The sequence below is a fragment of the Solemya elarraichensis gill symbiont genome (assembly GCF_002021095.1).
In the GTDB taxonomy this organism is placed as follows: Bacteria; Pseudomonadota; Gammaproteobacteria; order Chromatiales; family Chromatiaceae.
The window spans coordinates 1-1,864 of sequence record NZ_MPRK01000299.1; the positions used below are offsets into that span (position 1 = coordinate 1).

At 48.5% G+C, this 1,864-nt stretch carries 2 protein-coding genes; one reads left to right on the forward strand and one right to left on the reverse strand.

Annotated elements, in window-relative coordinates:
- Positions 1 to 395: 395 nt before the first annotated feature.
- Entirely contained in the window at positions 396 to 857 is a 462-nt protein-coding gene (locus BOW51_RS10390; RefSeq protein WP_078477648.1) for a DsrE family protein, read from the forward strand.
- 434 nt (positions 858 to 1,291) lie between these two features.
- Here BOW51_RS10390 and BOW51_RS10395 read toward each other — a convergent pair.
- Positions 1,292 to 1,864, reverse strand: a 573-nt coding sequence (locus BOW51_RS10395) for a lysophospholipid acyltransferase family protein (protein ID WP_135568259.1), incomplete at its 5' end; no start/stop codon positions are given.

Consider the following 1,864-nt stretch of genomic DNA (forward strand, 5'->3'; position numbering starts at 1 on the left):
GGACGCAGGGCGTCCGGGGCAATAAAGGCTGTCGAAGATCGAGTGTAAAAGGGAGACTTGGATGTCCCATTTTACATCACGAGATCAAAGACACGCTTGTTGTTAATTTTTTCATTTTACCCTCTCCACTCGTCATGTTAAACAGATTCCAATTATAGTCTTCTGGATTTGGAACCATTTCCCTGTAAAACCTTAACTTATAACTGTAAGTGTATCTATATGCTTTTCCGTGAAAATGATTTCACAAAAAAACCAGAATCTCTGATAAAAACAATGAAGATAATCGCCCGATTAACAAAAGAGTAAATGTTACAGCAGGAATGACCGCTTCCGACACAAAGCAGGCAATCAACCCCTCTATGCCCCCTGTGCAAAATAGAGCTAGAATAATTCATATGAACCGCCTGTTATTGTTACTTACACTGTTTTTCACTGGCCACCTCGCCAGTGCGAGCAGTTTCGACAAAATCCTGGCCATGGATACAGCTCCGCCCGGCGTGGTGATAGAGATTGTTAGTAATGACGAGGAACTGCTGCGCTCACTGTTGCCGCAGGTGAGGATCAACATCGAAAAACTGCGTGGTCGTTTCCCGGAACTTCCCATTGCCATCGTCTCACATGGCACCGAGCAGTTCATGATGATGTCGGAAAAAGCTGAAGAGGAACAGGGCACCCATCGCCTTGTTAAATCACTGATAAAGAGTGACGATGTTGCGTTCCACGTCTGTGGCACCCATGCAAGCTGGTTTAACGTAATGCCGGAAGATTTCCCGGACTACGTCAACGTGACGCCAGCTGGCCCGACCCAGATAGCGAACTATGAGGAACTGGACTACGAGCTGATCGTGTTGCCTTGAGCAGAAGGCAAGGCAGGAAACCTGCCAGCGTTTGACAACAATCTCCTACAACCCGATTTTCTCATTTCCTGAATGACCGGTTGAAGTCGCAATCCAAAGCGGGCATTCATAAGCCGGCAATTGAGGTACTTTGAAAACTATTTTCTAAACCGTGTAATTATACTTAGCTTAATCAAACTCTTATCCGGTTTCTGTCTGTGCTTACTCAATAAAATATCTATTTTCAAGGACGACTTGTTATTTTTGTGTACGGAAAAATCACAGGAGATACGGTCATCAGATTGCCTGCAGTTTGTCCCACATGGCGAACAATGCACAACGAAGCACCCCTCAATCCCGCAAAATTCCCGTAACGTCTATACGTTTTTGGCACAGGAACTCAAATTCTCTTTATCTTAAATTCGATTTGGATAGATTTGTCATAGTTTGCAAAACTAGACTCCGGTCAGGTCGGGCTCGCCGCAGTTTTCCAAGATCACCTGCCGTACTGCATTGCGTAGCATCATGGCATCGTTCCAGCTGTTGCCCGCAGGGCTTATGGGTGGGGAGACGATCACCCTCACTGGCCCATGCCTTGGAAACCAGGTGCGGCCGCCCATGATTGGTCGGCTGCCGCGAATGGTGATCGGCACCACCGGCAGGCCGCTTCGGCTGGCGGCAACGAAGGCACCCATGTGGAAAGACAACAGACCGGGATACTCCTCGAAGGTACCCTCTGGAAAGAACAACAGCGATCTTCCTGCCTGGGCCAATTGTTCGAGGCGCAGGGCAACGTCGGTGCCGGCCTGCAGACCGGAACGATCGACAAACTTACCCTGGAGTTTTTCGATGAACAGCCTGGGAATCCAATGATTACGCAGTTCACTCTTGGCGACAATGGTATAAGCGCGTGGAAGAAGCTCCGCTAATAAGATGCCATCGATATAGCTGGCATGGTTGACCGCAAGTATGCAGGGTTGATCGTCCGGCAGGTTGCTTATGCCTTCCACACGTAGCGGAATGCCGAC

Coding starts and splice junctions, on each gene's coding strand:
- BOW51_RS10390 (WP_078477648.1), top strand. CDS start 396: ATGAACCGCCTGTTATTGTTACTTACACTGTTTTTCACTGGCCACCTC.